Below are 15,031 nucleotides of genomic sequence, written 5' to 3'. Positions count from 1 at the left end.
AGATCGCGCTCAGAAAAAGCCGCTACGGCAAGGCCGGGTCCGCCTGCGGGATGTCTCGATCAGAGACTCCGAAAAGCGCGGGTTTCAGCCGGAAAATAGGTCGTCAGAAACGCAAGATGGCGCGCAACCACCCCCTGCAAGGCAGGAGAAACCCGAAAACCGAACCGGCCCGCGAGCAAGTGGAGACTTGCGCACGGGCCGGATGATAGAGCCGGAATGAAAGTGATTTATCGCCGGGTCGCGTCCTTCGGACCGCGCAGGCGGTTGTCCGTCAGTCGACCGCCGAATCGGCTTCCGCAGCGAGTCGGGCCCGGCTGTCGAGAATCGCGGTGCGCAGGGCTGCAAGGATACGGTCGAGATCGGCATCCCCGGCGATCGCCAGTTCAACGGCCAGACCGTCCCGGCCTGGCTTGATCCGGCCAACGCGTTCATCACCGACCACTACCTGCATATCCTGCGCGCGCGCGCCGCCGCCTTCCATTGCCGCCTGCTTGAGACGGGTGAGAACGGTGGCGGCCGGGATCATCCGATCTCCGGCGGCGGCAAGGCGCTGCTGCTCCTGCCCAACGCTACGCGCGGCAATAAGCAGGCGGTCACGCTGTTCGGGCCGACGCAGCAGCGGGGTCAGAACTTCGGAATGGCGCACGCGCAGCTCCTCACGCGTGGCGAAAGCATCCACCACCTCGTCCGGCATCTGGGCCAGCGAAAGCAGACGGCTGAGCTGGCTGTTGGACAGATTGAGTGCCTCGGCCATGCGCGACTGCACACCGCCGTAGAAACGATCAACCGCGCCCTGATAGCTGCGGGCACGGTCGAGTTCAGTGATGTCCTGGCGTTCGCGGTTCTCGATGTCCGCAAGCCGGAACGCCTCTTCATCGCTTAGGTCCACGACCATTGCGTTGAGGCGAATTTCCGGCCGGCCATTGTGATTGAGCCAGTTGACGGAAAAACGCCGGCGACTACCGACGAGTAGTTCGTAAGGAAGTTCTGATCCGGGCGGATTATTGCGCACCAAAACGGGGATGCGGTTGCCGTCTTCCTGCGCGATAGATTCAATCAGGGAACGGCAACTATCGGCCGAAAGCCCCGGAACATCGCGTGGATTGCCATCCCAGACGCTGCAGTCGCCAGGCCGGATAGAAATCGCCGTGCGCCTGCCATTTCCCTGAACGAAACCCGCAAGTCTTTGATCCAGCCGTGAAAGTTCAGCGCCTTCTACGCGCGAAGCCTCGGCCGGGTCAGGCTCGTAGGAAAGCGTGGTGAGAATATCCCGTACAAAACCACCCATCTCGCGCCCCTGCTTCCGTGTTCCTTAGTAAGAAGACATAGCGGAAGCTGAATCGGAGCGCCGCGCCGACTATGTTCGGATCGGCTCTATCAAAGGATCGATTCCGCCGTTTCGGGCGACGGGATGCTCGTTAAAGGCTCCGATCAGAACCGGCGGCTGGCAGTAACCGCGAACCCGTGCACATGCCGATCGTTGGCGAACTCGCCCGAGTATGAGAAGCGAACGGCAGTGCGTTCCCCATGCACTGCCGTCAGGCTGGCGCCAACGACCGCCGTGTCGCGATCGTAGCGCCAGGACGGCAAAGTGAAGATCGGGGTTCCACCATTGACGAACACTGCCTCGATCCGGCTTTCCGGCCTTGATCGCAGTTCGCGCTGCCATTGCCCCTCCACACTGGGCCGCAGCGTCCAGCTTCCCTTGTGCAGCGCCGTGGACATACGCATGCCCAAGCTGCTCCTCACGGCTTCGGACTTGAATTTGGCGACGGCCAGCGATGCCGCGCCGCCGCTCTCCACTATCCCGCCAAGGTCGGCGTAGCGGTATTGTAGCCCGGCGAAAGGTTGCGCCCGAAGGACGCCGAGCTGCAGGATGCCGCCAGCCTCGACCGAAGCTGCGGCGTTATCGCCATTCGCTCCGGCCTGCAGCTGGTCGTTGAAACCATTATAGGAAACTTGTCGGCGTAGCTGATACCAGCTGCGCGTATATCCGGCCGTCGCGTCGACATAAAAGCGGCCGTTGGTGTAGCTGGCGTAAGGCGTGACGCCTGCGTTGAACATCGTGCTGCGCGGCCGCTGGCTACGATCAAGCGCGGTGTCGAGACCGTCGATGCCGATCGAGGCGCCCACTATCAGGCCGGGAACAGGCGAAACGTCGAAGCCCACACGCACCGAGCGGCTGTCCGAATTCGCCGCCGGGCGATCTACCCGCGCCTTGTACTTGCCCTGCCGCAGGCCATAGCTGCCGATGACAGAAATGGTGCGATCGCCGCTCACCGGCACATCAGCCGACGCATCCAGCGCCATCTCGCGGCGCTGCTGCAAGTAGCCACGGATCTCGCGGTCTGTCGCGTCCATGGACTGGATGGAAAGACGCGGCATAAGGCGATAGTTACGCGGGCTCAATTGGCCCAGCGCATCAGCGCGAGCGGCAGCATTGGGTAGTGCGTCGATTGCACCTAACATTGTTGCATAAGGGCTGGTAGCCGGACTGGCGACCGTGTCGAGCGCTCCGGCAACAGCAGCCTCTCCCGGCGTGGTCGCATCGGGTCCATAGGTCTGAGCAAGCGCGGCAGAACCGCAAAGCGCCCCCAGGGACGCCATTATGCCTACCGAAAACCGGGTTGCCGAAACGGACAGAGTCTGCCGCAAGTTCACTTCCTCCATTTATACAACGAGGCTTTAGCCCACCTCTGAATTGCCTTGAGGTTGGCGCTGCGATCCCGACCTGACCAGCCGAACTGGCATCGAAACGACGCTATCAAGCGCCCTATCGCAACCACCAATCTTGCGTATCAAACCGGCTGATTTCCATTATTTTCAGAGAATTCTTCGACGTATTGCCGGCTTTGTTGCGTGGAGACCGGCGGTCGTAGACACCCGTTGTTCTACCTATTCGGCGGTTCCGCCCAATTCGGCTGCAACACCTAACTTGACGCACTTCCTCGCCATCAGGCGACAAAAGCGCAGGCCGCCGCTGCGAGGCCATCGAAGCGCGGGATCAGAACGCAAAGCGCGCCTGTAACGATCGCCGCACCATAAGGAACGGTGTCTGCGCGAATGAAGCAGAACAGGCGGTTCAACAGATTGAGGGCGACCGCGATCAACGCTCCGGCGAGGATGGTGACAGCGAGCATGGCCGGTATGCCTGATGCCGGCACCCACAGCAGCAGGGCAGCAATAAGCTTCACGTCCCCGCCTCCCAGCAGACGAAGCAGGAACAGTAATACTAAAGGCCCGGCCACCAACGCGGCGATCGCCATGCGCCAGGCGAAGGTGGGGAATCCCGACCAACCCGTCTCGCCCACTGCGAAGACCAAACCCAGAGAGGCTATTGCGATACAAAGGGTATTAGGGATGCGCCTGCGCCCTAGATCCGAATGGATCACTGCGCCGCAGAGCAACAAGAGGCCCAAGGCTGCGGCGGCGGCTAGCCAGGGCAACGCTGGCCCGGTGATGATTACAGGCGGGTGCATGTGAACGATTGGCGCGAGGGCCGCCACTTCAGCGCCAGTTGGGGCCTTCGATCCACGTCACCAGACTACGCCGCAGGCCGTCGGTGACCGGCAGCACCCGGTGCTGCAAAAACGAGGGGAAGATCAACAGACTGCCACGTCCGGCGAAAGTCGGGCCAGGGCTCTGGATGCCGAAGAATTCGAACTCACCGCCCTTATATTCATCCGGTGAGGAGAGTTGCACCACGACGGAGAGCTTACGGGCATAAGGACGCGGCGATTCTAGCCACACATCCTGATGCCAGTCGTAGTGTCCTTTGTTCGTCGCACGATATTCTGTGAACTGCAACTCGAACGGCGCTTCCACATCAACACCGAAATTGGTGCGATTGGAACAACGGACAAAATCCATGATGCGGCTGACAATGTCCTTCTCACGCGAAGTATCGAACCAGCGAATCGTGGAAGTGCGGTAACCCTTGTCGCTACGCAGCGCGTCCGAAAAACCGATCGTGGCGTCCGCAGGCGGGTAGTGTTCGGCGCGCGCGACAATCGCGTCACACTCAGCCACGGTCAGCGCGTCAGGCCAGACTTCCCAGATGTTCTGCATGGTGATTTCCTGTTTTCCGCCCTAGCAAGGTTTTGCGTGTACGCAAAACAGGCGATCAGAGCGTGCGCGACACGCTAAAGAAAAAGCGGGTCTTTTCACTAAATCCTGCAAATGGTTTCTTGACAGGTACTGCAATTTGTGCAGATCCGGTCCAACCCTTTATTGGAGTGATTCGCACTCCTCCGCCTGCCGATGCCAACGAATAGTCGCTGCTTCCCAATCCATACAATGGACGCGCATAGGAATGCGCCAATGCGCCATCCGCATAGGCAAAGACAGTCAAGCCGCGCGGGTCGGTCTTTCCGCCGATTACTCGCCAGGAAAGTTCCGCGCCGCCGGTTACGGCTTTATCGGCCGTCAAGAATCCATCACGAAACGCAAGGCCAGCACCTTCGCCGCCAAGAATGACGCGTTCCGTCGTCGGCAAGCGGTCGCTGCTATACTGCCCGCGCACCGTGGCCTTGGCGGCAATCGAAGCGCTTAGCTGCTTGACGAACGTGGTTTGCAGGTTGGCCTTGCGATAAGAGGGTTTCGAATAGCCCTCGATTTCGCGCGCACCCAGCGCGTCGAAGCCCTGGCTAAGGCTGAGCGAAACGCCGTAGCCGGAGGTATCGCCGATCGAAGACCAGTTTGCGCCGAGCCGCAGCGCGCGGGTGCGGAAACCACCAAAGGCGGTATCGAGATAGTAATTGGTGCTGTTGGTGCCGTCGAACGAAGCTGTTAGCGTCAGGTTGCGCTTGTAGGAGCGGATCAGTGGATGCGCGACGACAATCCCCATCTGCTTGGCTTCACCCTTGATGCCAAGGTCGCGGGTGCGCGTGCGAACATAAGCGCCGCTCAGCCCAACCGTGGTTCCGTTCGAACCGACCGGAGTGGCATGGCTTGCGGAATAGAACTGGTAGCGGCTCGGCTGAAACGGGATGTAGCCTGACAGCTGCGTTGTATCACCTTCGCGAAGCAGGCCGTTCAGCGAGAGCGCAAGCTGCGCCTGCGCGCCTGACGTGACGTTGACGACACCTCGGTTGTTGAGGTTGAGCGTCACGTCCACTTGCTTGCGCTTCACATCAAGATCGAGCGCGAGTTCGCCCGGCGTCGTCGTGGTGCGAAGGTTCGCCTGCACCGTCTGGCCGGGAATATCGCGCAGCAGTGAAAGTGTGCGTTCGATCGTCGATTTGTGGGTGGGTGTGTCGCGCATTAGCCGCTTTACCTGCGCGTCGATGAGGCGCTTGGGTGTGCTGCTGGACTCGCTCGCCAGCTTGTATTCGACGATACGCCCTTCGGTCACGCGCACCACCAGCACGCCGCCTGCTGCCGACTGCGCGGGAATGCTCACCGCATAGAACGCGATATCGCTTTTGGCATAGGCACCGCTGATCGCATCCGCGAGCTTCTGGAGCATGTCCCGGTCGAGCGGCGATCCGACGAAGGGCCGCGTTGCCTGGTCCAGCGTTTCGGCCGCCAGGGTCGCGCCTTCGTATCGGACCCCGGTAAGGGTAACCTGCACCGGGGCCGCCGCTTCGACGCGGGCGGGAGCCGATGGCAGTTGCACCTCGGGGCCCGTGCGCGGGATGGCCGGACCGGCGCGGTCGAGGCGGTCACGGTCGATCGTGGGCGACTGGCTGATGGCAGGAGGGTTACCCTGCGCGAAGGCGTTCACGCCCGTCAGCGCCAGCAAAGTCCCCATGCCAAACAGCGCGGAGCGAAACGCGCTGCGTCTGCCTGCTCCTGCCGTTCGATCCCTTTTGTCCGAAGTTGCCCTCATGATACGTGGCTGCCCGCCTGACCCTTAATCCGTCGATGGCGGCGAAATGCCCCCTTTCATTCAGATTACGGATGCGCAGGCAGCGATCACGTTCAATTGCAGCCGCTCCGGCCCTATTGCGGTAGATGGCCCGGAAAGCGGTATCGCAAAGCCGGGATGAGGTAGGGTTTCGTCCGCAAAGGATAGTCAGCAGACGATGTAACCCGCAGTATTCCGTAGTTTTGCTCTTACCCACAGCTCCCTATTCCCGGGCCGGGACAGACGGCGATCCAATCGAATTGGCTGCGATCCTTTGCGCAAAATTGCGTATCGGATCGGCTTTCGGACACCGACCGCCTTGCGTCAGGCCACTTTCCCGGCGTCAGTCCTTAAGGCGCTCCGCATGCCAGGCGATGTGTTCCGGCATGAAGGTGGATATGAAGTAATAGGAGTGGTCGTACCCCTCCTGCATGCGAATGGTCGCCCGCTGGCCGGCCTTCTCGCAGGCATCCGCCAGAAGCTGCGTCTTGAGCTGGCCTTCGAGGAAGCCGTCCGCCGTGCCCTGATCGACGAGCAGGTCCGGCAGGTGGGCGCCGTCGTCGATCAACGCGCAGGCGTCGTACTCGCGCCAGGCCGTGCGATCCGCGCCGATGTAGCCGGTCAGTGCTTTGTCACCCCAAGGGCAATTGAGCGGCGAAACGATCGGCGAGAAAGCGCTGACGGAGCGGAAGACGCCGGGATTACGCAGTGCGATCGTCAGGGCGCCGTGCCCGCCCATCGAGTGACCGGTGATCCCCTGCCGGCCCGTGTCGACCGGGAACTGCGCCTCGACCAGCGCGGGAAGTTCCTTCTCGACATACGCGCGCATGCGGAAATTCGCCGCCCAGGGCTGCTGCGTGGCATCGACGTAGAAGCCCGCGCCTTTGCCGAAGTCGTATGCTTCATCGTCCGGCACATCATCGCCGCGCGGGGACGTATCCGGCGCAACGAGGATCACGCCGTGCTGCGCGCAGGCAGCGCGAAATTCACCCTTTTCGGTGACGTTGGCATGGGTGCAGGTGAGCCCCGAGAGATACCACACCACCGGCAGCTTCGCGCCGGGCGCATGGTCCGGCACGAAGACGGAGAAGGTCATCTGCGTCCCCGTCTCGGCACTCTGGTGGCGATAGACGCCTTGCGTGCCGCCGTGGCTGCGGTTGGTGGAAACGGTCTCCATCAAAAGACGACGACCGAACGGATGCTTTCGCCCGCATGCATCAGGTCGAAACCCTTGTTGATCTCGTCCAGGCTGAGGACGTGGGTAATCATCGGGTCGATCTGGATCTTGCCGTTCATGTACCAGTCGACGATCTTGGGCACGTCGGTGCGGCCCTTGGCACCGCCGAACGCACTGCCGCGCCAGTTACGCCCCGTAACGAGCTGGAACGGGCGCGTGGCAATTTCCTTGCCGGCCTCGGCCACGCCGATCACGATCGAAGTACCCCAGCCGCGGTGGCACGCTTCGAGCGCGGTGCGCATGACCTCGGTGTTGCCGGTGCAATCGAAGGTATAGTCCGCGCCGCCATCGGTAAGGGCCAGGACCTCGGCGATGACTTCTTCGCGGCTCTTGCCCTTGCCGTTGATGAAGGCGTCCATGCCGAAACGGCGGCCCCACTCTTCACGGTCTGGGTTGAGGTCCACGCCGACGATCAGGCCCGCGCCCGCCATCTTCGCGCCTTGGATCACGTTGAGGCCGATCCCGCCCAGCCCGAAGATCACGACATTGTCGCCGACCTGCACCTTGGCGGTGTTCACCACCGCGCCCACGCCCGTGGTCACGCCGCAGCCGATGTAGCACGAGGTCTGGAACGGCGCGTCGGTGCGGATCTTGGCGAGGGCTATTTCCGGCAGCACGATGAAGTTCGAGAAGGTCGAGCAGCCCATGTAATGGAAGATCTGCTGGCCCTTGTAGCTGAAACGGCTGGTGCCGTCCGGCATCAGGCCCTTGCCCTGCGTTGCCCGGATCGCAGTGCACAGGTTGGTCTTGCCCGAGAGGCACGACTTACACTGGCGGCATTCCGGCGTATAAAGCGGGATTACGTGATCGTCCGGCGCCACGCTGGTGACGCCCGCGCCCACTTCACGCACGATGCCTGCACCTTCGTGGCCAAGGATGGAGGGGAAGATGCCCTCGCTGTCCAGACCGTCGAGGGTATAGGCGTCGGTATGGCAGATGCCGGTCGCCATGATCTCGACCAGGACTTCGCCTTCGCGCGGACCTTCGAGGTCCACTTCGACGATCTCGAGCGGCTTTTTCGCTTCGAAGGCAACGGCGGCGCGGGTCTTCATCTGTGCAGTCTCCTGTCTATGCGGTGCCTTCTAGCGCCTTGCAGGATTGTCGTTAATGGGGTTCTTGGGAAAAGCATTATAACCGAGTGGAAAAAGTGGATGATTGGCGCCTGGGACGGCATCGAGGAATTCGTGAGGGTGGCGCGCGCCGGCAGCTTCACCGCCGCCGCACGCAGTTTCGGTGCCTCTGTCACTCACATGAGCCGCGCCGTCAGCCGACTTGAGGCGAAGCTGGGCAGCCAGCTGTTCCACCGAACAACCCGCTCGCTGGGCCTGACCGAGGCCGGGCGCATCTTTTACGAAACCGGCAGCCGCCTGATCTCCGAGCGAGAGGATGCCATCGCTGCCGTTGCCGCGCAGGGAAGTCCGCGCGGCAACTTGCGCATCACCTGCTCCTACACGCTGGGCGAGCGCTTCATCGGCCCGATCCTGCGCGAATATGCCGGCGAGCACCCGGAGTTGTCGATCGCCTGCGACCTCGACAACGACGTGGTGGACCTGATCCGCGACGGTTACGACATGGCCATCCGCACCGGGCATCTGGAGGATTCGCGCCTTGTCGCCACCCGCGTCGCCTCGCGCGCGATGGTAACGGTGGCAGCGCCTGCATACCTGGCGGCGCGCGGCATCCCGCAGCGCATCGCCGACCTCAAGGACCACGACTGCCTCGTCGGCTCCGCCTCGACATGGCATTTCCAGCGCGGCGAGACTTTCCGTCCGGAAGGGCGCTGGCGCTGCAACAACGGAACCATGGTGCTGGAAGCCGCGCTGGACGCAATGGGCGTCTGCCAGTTGCCCGCCTTCTACACCGCCAGCCCCATTGCAGCCGGGCGACTGGAGGAAGTGCTCGCCCAAGACTGCCCCGACGACGAGCCGATATGGGCCGTCTATCCTCGGCTCAAGCACCTGTCGCCCAAGGTCAGCCTGCTGGTGGCGCTGCTGCGGCGCCGGCTTCAACCGCTGCTGGCCGGCACCGCGCCGGGGTGATTATCCCACATATTTACGAATGGTAGAAATTGTGGGATAAACGTTCCGTGACCCGCATCCGCCCCTTCAGCGACGAACAATCGCGCCTGCTGGTAAACCTGCGCCAGCGCTACGAGGTCTGGATCGACGCCGAGCGCGCATTGGCCGCCCTGCCCTACGATCTGCGGCGCAAAACGGTGGGCGAGCGTGAATACCTGTACCGCATCTTCGACCGGGGCGGCAACGGCCGCAGCCTCGGCGCGATAACGCCAGAACTGGAAGCACGGTTTCTTGCCTACCGCGCCGAAAAGGAAGCGCTGAAGGAACGGATCAAGGGCCTGCGCCCGGCGCTGGCGGAAAGCGCGGCGCTGTACCGTGCGCTGCGGCTGCCGCTGCTGTCTTCGGACGCCGGGCCGATCCTGCGCGAATGCGACCGGCGCGCGCTGCTCGGCTCGCACCTGCTGGTGGTGGGCACCAATGCCATCGCCGCCTACATGGCCGAGGCCAACAGCCGCATCGACCTGCCCGACGAGACGGAGGATTTCGACCTGGCCTGGGTCGCACAAACGCAGGATGAGGAAAAGCGCGTGTGGGAGATGCTGAAAGCCGTCGACCCCACCTTCACCGTCAACATAGAGCGCGATTTCCAGGCTCGCAATGCGCGGGCCTATGAAGTGGAGCTTCTGGTGGCGCCCTCTCGGGCGGGAACGCTAGGCGGGCGCGACCAGCCGCGCCCAGTGCCGCTGCCGGAGCAGGAATGGCTACTGCTGGGCCGCCCGGTGGATCATGTGATAGGCTGCCGCGACGGCTCGCCCGCACGCATCGTCGCGCCGGACCCGCGGTGGTTCGCGCTGCATAAATTGTGGATGGCAGCGCAGGCCAAGCGCAATCCGCTCAAGCGCCCGAAGGACCGCCTGCAGGGGCTGGCTCTGCTGGACGCGGTGGCGCAGGCGATGCCGCACTATCCGATGGACGCGGCCTTCGAGAAAGAATTGCCGGATGAACTGGCGCCGCATTTCGAGGAATGGCGGGATCTTTCCAGACCGTCAGAGGCGGCGGACTGGTAGTCCTACGGACACTGCACCGCGCGGCGGTTGACCAGCGGCCTCTGATACGACGGGTCTTGCTTGCTGCGCGAGGACACGCCGTTCACTGCAATGTCTGGCACATCGGCAAAAGGGATCGGCATGGGCGGCGGCAGGCAGCCCCACTCGATCACATTGGTACGCAGCGCGATCTTCCATGCCCCGCCGCGCCGTTCCAGCCGGTCGATGTAGCGCCCGCCGGCGATCCACAGGCTCTCATCACGATTGCGACCGACGAACTGGTAGTAGGTTTCCGAATGCGCAAAATCGCCGTCGAGATCGATGGTGGTCTGCAGCAGCGCATGGTGCGTGACGATCTGCCCGGCCTCATGCATCGGCACCGCCCAGTCCCAGCAATCCGCCGCGCTGCCCACAAAGGGTCCGGCGGCCATCTGGGCATCGTCCCAGAACGCCGAGAGGTAGATATCGCGGTCGAAGCGGTCCATCCCGCGCGAGAAGCGGGCAAGGCACTCGGCGATGTCCTGCTTGTCGAGCAGGGCGTCGATGCGCGCCTCGCGGTCACTTGCCACGGTAATCGACCTCGCTGATCGGCAGCCAGATCGGCGAGCCACGCTTGGCCCGCGCCGAAGCGATCACGCTGCCATCGACATCGGTGATACCATATTCCTGTGCCAGTTCGGCCGTGACGAACTCCCCGCCAGAACGCTTCATCACCGCCGGGTCCGCCGCCAACGCGGCAATCACCCGGCCGGGATGCTCAACACTGCTGCCCTGCATCGAGGTGATGGTCTTGGTCATCCGGTCGCCCATCCGGGCGAGATTGTCCTGCGCTTTTTCGGTCAGCGTCAGGCCCTGCCACAGCGTGAGCGAGGCGACGCCGTGCGGCTCGAGTTCGATGGCCATGTCCCGCGCCATGCGGTCTGCTGCCGACTTCGAGGTGCCGAAGATCACGCTGTAGGTATAAGTCACCGCCGCAAAGCCGGAGATCGCGACGATCAGCCCGGCCCCTTGCGGCACCATGATCTTCGCCGCGTGCCAGGCCGCCACGTAGTTGGACTTCACCCCGACATCCCACATTTCGAGGTTGGAAAGCGGCTTTTCCCAGAACCCCTTGGGTTCAAGCAAATCCTCCGAAATCGTGAAGGCATTGTTGACGAGAATATCGAGCCGGCCGGATTCCGAGGCGATGCGGGCAAACAGCGCTTCCACCGCCGCGTCGTCGTTATGATCGCAGGCGACGGCTACGCCCCTGCCCCCACTCGCCTTGCCGCGTTCGTCGCACTCGGCAGCGGTGCCGCCCACGGTGCCGGGCAGGTAATAGTCGCCCTCGCGCACGGTGCGGCCCGTGATGTAGACGGTGGCGCCCTGCTCCGCGAGGACCAGCGCAATACCCTTGCCGATGCCCCGGCTCGCCCCGGTGACGAGCGCCACCTTGCCTGTCAGTGGCCCGCTCATGTTCCGTCTCCCGCAAACCAGTTTTCGCTGAAATCGCCATGGGCACGGCCGGGGTAGTGCCCGGCGGTGAAGGGATAGCCCATCACCCCCTTCGACCAGTCCGCCGCTTGGCCCCAGTCCTGCTCCCAATCGTAGAGCATTACCCGGCCCGCGATCCGCCATTCGGCATCGCCCGCTTCATTAGCACGTTTTTCGAAGCGATCGAGATAGCGCCCGCCGATGCAGGTATCGCGCTCGCCCTTCTCGCCCATGTCGATGCGGTGGTAGGAGAACACATGCGTCTCCGCCTTTGCCGCATCGCCGGCGAGTTCGACGTGGGTCTGACCCAGCAAGTGCTGCGTGTCCTTGATCGCATCGGCGCCCGGCACCACCCAAGCGAGATAGGCGTCGAAATCGCCGCTATGGACGCCGTAGTCGAAACGCGCGCCAGGCCACCAGCAAGCGCGGATCAGATCGGCGCTGCGCCGGTCCTCACCGCGCGCCAAGCGGGCGACGCAAGTGCGGATCGCCTCGCGGTCGACCATCTGTTGTACAATCGGGTCCATCGGTCCTCCATCGTCTGGGTGTCATCGGGAACGGATCACCTTTCCCGATGACCGGCGAAAACCTCAGCGCGAGCCGAACGCGTAACGCACGTTGATACCGAATTCACGCGGAGCGGTAGTGGTGACGGCCGTGTAGGTGCTGGTGTAGGTTGTCGCCGCGCCGCCCGCTAAAGCGTTGCGGTAAGAAGTGAACAGCGGATCGCTGCGGGTCAGCGTCTTGGTGGTGTCGAACAGGTTCTTGGCGAACAGCGAGACTTCCCAAGCGCCCTTTGGATCGCGGATACCCGCGTAAAGGTTCACCAGTCCGTAAGATCCGATATCATCGTAAACGTTGTTCGGATCGACCCGCGACGTGCCCGCGAAGTTCAGCAGTCCACGCAAGTAGGCATTCATGTGATTGCTGACCGCGAAGTTGTACTCGCTGGTAAGCGATGCACTGAACGGCGACTGGAAGCCCGACCGCTGCGAGACGGCGCAAGCTGCGAGGTTGTTGCCGCCGGTTGCCACCTGCAATTGCCCCAGCGTGGGCGCATTGGTCGTGGCATCGGGGATGCCGTCACCGTTGAGGTCGTTGCACGGGATCACCCCGCCCTTGATCTTGCCCATCGAATAGCTGGCGACTGCGCTTACGCTAAGACCGCGCACGAGGTCGAAGGAGACGTCACCCTCGATACCGTTAACCTCGACCGGCACCGCGCCCACGAAGTTGAACTGCGATACGACCGGGTTGGCCGGGTTGGTGTAGTCCACGAAGTAGATCCCGCGTCCGCCGACACGGTAGGGGTAGTTCTTGAACTTCTGGTGGTAGGCGGTCGCATTCGCGCGCAGGCGTCCGCCCATCAGCGTGCTTTTGAAGCCTACTTCGTAGGACTTCGACGTTTCCGCCGGCAGGTTGATGAAGCTGCTCTCCAGCGCAGACTGCCGCTGGCTGAAGTCGCCCACTACGTTGATGCCCGGACGCCACGAACTGCCGGTGCTGGCATAGATCATGAAGTCGGGTGTGAAGTTGTGCTTCACCGAAGCGGAGTAAATCCACTTCTTCGCATCCTGTCCCTGGGTATCGGTCAGCGCACCGTTCACGAACAGCGCGTTTTCGGACTTGTAGGAGATGTGCCGGACACCGCCGGCAATTTCCGTGCTGGCGCCAATGTGGGCGGTCAGGTTGCCGAAGAAAGACTTTTCACGGCTCTCCGCGACACGGTCCACCGCCGTTTGTATCACGGTAATGACGCGGCCCGTATTCGCGCTGGTCGGCAAACCGATAATCGTCGGGCGGGTCAGCTCGGTCGGCTGGCTGGTCTTATAGTCGAAGTAGCCGACCACGTAATCGAAGATATCGGCGATGCGGGCATCGTTCTGCAACCGGATTTCGTGCGAGGTCCAGGCGGGGTGGGAATAGGTAAGCTGGTCGACATCACCGGGAAAGAAGTTGCCGAAGTCCTGGTTTTCAGGCGCACTGATCTTCTGGGTATTGTGCTGGCCTTGGTAGATCAGCACCTGGCCCAGCGCCGAAGCCTCGGCGCGCCAGTTGAAGATTTCATAGACCTGGTGGATTTCGCGCGCGGTTTCCTGGATCGAACGCCGGTCGGCGGTGCTGATGTAAAGCGGGCTGGCAGCCGCATCAGGGTTGGCTTCGCTGAACGAGGCCACCTGGTCATAGGTGAACGCCCGGCGATCCATGTACTGGTAGAGACCTTCCAGCTTCAGCCAGTCGGTCGGCTGGACAAGCGCCGAAACCCGGCCGCTCTTGGTGCGCGAGAAGGGATCGCGGCCTGCGGTGATCGGCCGCACGCGGTCGCCTTCGTTCTCATCCCACACGCCGGCAACGCGGATCGCGGCCACGCCTTCGATCACCGGCAGATTGAGGCCGCCCTTGAAGTTGACCGTCCCGATGTCGTTGGCGGTCATGTCCGTGAAACCGCCGATTTCGTAGAGATTGGGCTTCTTGGCGCCGATGGTGATCGAACCCGACGGCGCAGCACGTCCGCGCAGCGTACCCTGCGGCCCGCGCTGCACTTCGATCTGGCCGATGTCGTACATCTGCTGAAGGATGGCGCCGGCGGTAATCGGGGCGTCGTTGAAGTAGAATTCGACCGTAGGGTTGCTGCCGCTGGCCGTGATGTCGAAGTTGACGCCGCGCAGGCGCGCATTGCCGCCGGTGCCGTTAGCTTCGGTGGTCAGTTGCAGGCCGGGAACGATGCTGGATACTTCCTTGAAGTCACGGAAGTTGAGCTTGGCCACGTCGTCCGCCGTCACAGTATCGATAACGGCGGGAACATCCTGCACCGCTTCGTCGCGGCGGCGGGCCTGAACGATGATGACATTGCCCGAAACGGCGTCTTCTTCTGCAGCAGGTGCGGTGTCCTGCGCCATGGCAGGCGCCGAAATACCAGCCAGGCTGGCGGAACACAGCAGTACAGACGAAAATAGCCTCATAACATCTTTTCCCTATTCATTGATCTTACCGTTTTGGTCGAAACGCCGCCGCGACGAGGCCCTGAAGCCAGGTCATCGGCGATGCTGCGACCACGGATTTCACGCAAGACCGGAACGAATGGTGCATTTGCCGGGCCGTCTCGCCCGCACCTGTCCAGCCAATTGCGCCCATCTGCAGACTTACAATCGACGATTGGACCATACGAGCGGCCGCGCGGCGAATGAAGCGGCGGCGGGCAACATCTTGGTGGCGATCAATCTCTCTTTCGCCGTTCGCCGTGGCGATCTGTCGCCTCTTCGAAATTCATTTAATTGGAAGAAATGCCGGCAGCGACACTTTGCCGAAGCGCCGGACCAGGGGGATTTCCTGGCTTGCGGGGGCGCTGTCATCGCCGGAACAAAAGACGCCGGATTAGCGTTTGCCGAAACGCCCTGAAAATCGCGGT

14 protein-coding genes are annotated in these 15,031 nt (G+C 62.7%); 3 read left to right on the top strand and 11 right to left on the bottom strand.

The genetic code is table 11. From position 1 onward, the window contains the following. Positions 1-271 precede the first annotated feature (271 nt). The 7 genes from TQ38_RS22200 to TQ38_RS22170 all read right to left on the bottom strand — a co-directional run bounded on the left by TQ38_RS22200 (position 272) and on the right by TQ38_RS22170 (position 8,137). A complete protein-coding gene (locus tag TQ38_RS22200; RefSeq protein ID WP_043975506.1) occupies positions 272-1,288 on the bottom strand; it encodes a ParB/RepB/Spo0J family partition protein in 1,017 nt (338 codons plus the stop codon). Positions 1,289-1,431: 143 nt separating this feature from the next. Continuing rightward, the gene (locus TQ38_RS22195) at positions 1,432-2,607 is read right to left on the bottom strand and encodes an autotransporter domain-containing protein (RefSeq protein WP_043975606.1); all 1,176 of its coding nucleotides are present in this window, start codon (positions 2,605-2,607) and stop codon (positions 1,432-1,434) included. 347 nt (positions 2,608-2,954) lie between these two features. Next, positions 2,955-3,479, bottom strand: coding sequence for a prepilin peptidase (locus TQ38_RS22190; protein ID WP_043975607.1), 525 nt, complete (start codon positions 3,477-3,479; stop codon positions 2,955-2,957). 28 nt (positions 3,480-3,507) lie between these two features. Next, complete coding sequence (locus tag TQ38_RS22185; RefSeq protein WP_043975507.1) at positions 3,508-4,068, bottom strand: 2OG-Fe(II) oxygenase; 561 nt, start codon at positions 4,066-4,068, stop codon at positions 3,508-3,510. Between the two features lie 55 nt (positions 4,069-4,123). Next, positions 4,124-5,752: a ShlB/FhaC/HecB family hemolysin secretion/activation protein gene (locus TQ38_RS22180; protein WP_240198046.1), complete on the bottom strand. Its 1,629-nt coding sequence runs from the start codon at positions 5,750-5,752 to the stop codon at positions 4,124-4,126. A gap of 439 nt (positions 5,753-6,191) precedes the next feature. Beyond that, positions 6,192-7,025, bottom strand: a complete 834-nt coding sequence (fghA, locus tag TQ38_RS22175) for an S-formylglutathione hydrolase (protein WP_043975509.1) — start codon at positions 7,023-7,025, stop codon at positions 6,192-6,194. Further along, positions 7,025-8,137: an S-(hydroxymethyl)glutathione dehydrogenase/class III alcohol dehydrogenase gene (locus TQ38_RS22170; RefSeq protein WP_043975510.1), complete on the bottom strand. Its 1,113-nt coding sequence runs from the start codon at positions 8,135-8,137 to the stop codon at positions 7,025-7,027. Before TQ38_RS22170 ends, fghA begins: the two co-directional genes overlap by 1 nt. A 99-nt stretch (positions 8,138-8,236) precedes the next feature. On the opposite strand from TQ38_RS22170, the gene TQ38_RS22165 reads away from it, so the two are divergent. After that, the gene (locus tag TQ38_RS22165) at positions 8,237-9,124 is read left to right on the top strand and encodes a LysR family transcriptional regulator (protein ID WP_043975511.1); all 888 of its coding nucleotides are present in this window, start codon (positions 8,237-8,239) and stop codon (positions 9,122-9,124) included. Between the two features lie 47 nt (positions 9,125-9,171). Continuing rightward, positions 9,172-10,170 carry a GSU2403 family nucleotidyltransferase fold protein gene (locus tag TQ38_RS22160; RefSeq protein ID WP_043975512.1) on the top strand — a complete coding sequence of 333 codons (999 nt, stop codon included), beginning with the start codon at positions 9,172-9,174 and terminating at the stop codon, positions 10,168-10,170. Positions 10,171-10,172: 2 nt separating this feature from the next. Here TQ38_RS22160 and TQ38_RS22155 read toward each other — a convergent pair whose 3' ends face one another. The 4 genes from TQ38_RS22155 to TQ38_RS22140 all read right to left on the bottom strand — a co-directional run bounded on the left by TQ38_RS22155 (position 10,173) and on the right by TQ38_RS22140 (position 14,585). Then, positions 10,173-10,718 carry a nuclear transport factor 2 family protein gene (locus TQ38_RS22155; RefSeq protein WP_043975513.1) on the bottom strand — a complete coding sequence of 182 codons (546 nt, stop codon included), beginning with the start codon at positions 10,716-10,718 and terminating at the stop codon, positions 10,173-10,175. Beyond that, positions 10,708-11,604: an SDR family NAD(P)-dependent oxidoreductase gene (locus TQ38_RS22150; RefSeq protein ID WP_043975514.1), complete on the bottom strand. Its 897-nt coding sequence runs from the start codon at positions 11,602-11,604 to the stop codon at positions 10,708-10,710. The genes TQ38_RS22155 and TQ38_RS22150 overlap by 11 nt, the downstream gene beginning before the upstream one ends. Then, positions 11,601-12,149 carry a nuclear transport factor 2 family protein gene (locus TQ38_RS22145; protein ID WP_043975515.1) on the bottom strand — a complete coding sequence of 183 codons (549 nt, stop codon included), beginning with the start codon at positions 12,147-12,149 and terminating at the stop codon, positions 11,601-11,603. The genes TQ38_RS22150 and TQ38_RS22145 overlap by 4 nt, the downstream gene beginning before the upstream one ends. A gap of 63 nt (positions 12,150-12,212) precedes the next feature. Beyond that, positions 12,213-14,585, bottom strand: coding sequence for a TonB-dependent receptor (locus TQ38_RS22140; RefSeq protein ID WP_043975516.1), 2,373 nt, complete (start codon positions 14,583-14,585; stop codon positions 12,213-12,215). Here TQ38_RS22140 and TQ38_RS30120 point away from each other — a divergent pair. Continuing rightward, positions 14,521-15,021 (top strand): hypothetical protein, encoded by a 501-nt coding sequence (locus TQ38_RS30120; protein WP_162792266.1) that lies wholly within the window; start codon positions 14,521-14,523, stop codon positions 15,019-15,021. The two genes, TQ38_RS22140 and TQ38_RS30120, sit on opposite strands and share 65 nt — an antisense overlap. Positions 15,022-15,031 lie beyond the last annotated feature (10 nt).

It is taken from the genome of Novosphingobium sp. P6W, assembly GCF_000876675.2.
Lineage (GTDB): Bacteria > Pseudomonadota > Alphaproteobacteria > Sphingomonadales > Sphingomonadaceae > Novosphingobium.
Note: the sequence above shows the minus strand (reverse complement) of the source record. Positions and strands in the feature narration are given on the sequence as shown.